General features: G+C 37.3%; 1 pseudogene. It reads right to left on the bottom strand.

From position 1 onward, the window contains the following. Nucleotides 1-766: pseudogene (locus tag ACFS5J_RS03940) on the bottom strand (T9SS type B sorting domain-containing protein); the annotation flags it as partial.

The following is a 766-nucleotide window of genomic DNA, read 5'->3' as shown; positions in this document are numbered from 1 at the left end:
ACAGACAATGTAATATTTGGTGACTCTCCACTACAAATTGTAACATCTGGTGATGGTATAGGCGTACCTGGTATAGGATTAACCGTTATTGTTTGTGTTACAACTGGTGCTCCTGTACAAATTCCATTTACTGGTGTTAACTCAAAATAAATTGTTCCTGTAGCTGTTGGACTTGTTGTCGCAACCGTAATATCAATTGGTCCTGTTGTTGTCCCTGATGTACCACCACTTACAACTGTTACTCCATTTAATACAGCAACCCATTGGTAAGTAGTTCCATTTGGATCGCCTGATATATTTACATAAACGTTATCTCCTGTACAAACATTTGTATTTCTCACAGGCATATCTGTAATCACTGGAATTGGACGAATTGTAATTTGAACCAATTGTGATGCTCCTCTACAATTATTTGCTGTAGGCGTTATACTCATTGTAATTGTTCCTACTAACAAACTATCCGTTAAATTGACTACTTGATTGATATCTGTTTCATTTCCTGAAACTTGATAAGCTGAACCATCTATATTAGTAATTGTTGCATCCCAAACATACGTTGGATTTCCAGTAACTACAATATCTGTAGTCGAACCATCACAAATAGTATCGGTATAAGTTACGGTAATTTGTGGAGTTGGATTTACTGTTACATCCAATGTTGCCAATGCATCTGGACAACTTCCTGTTCCTGCAATAAAGTAAGATATTGTCGCCGTTCCAGGTCCTACTCCTGTAATATTTCCTGTTGCATCTACTGTGGCAACTG

Source organism: Flavobacterium chuncheonense (assembly GCF_042686145.1).
In the GTDB taxonomy this organism is placed as follows: Bacteria; Bacteroidota; Bacteroidia; order Flavobacteriales; family Flavobacteriaceae; genus Flavobacterium; species Flavobacterium chuncheonense.
The sequence above is the reverse complement of the archived record's forward strand: the minus strand, read 5'-3'. Positions and strand labels throughout refer to the sequence as shown.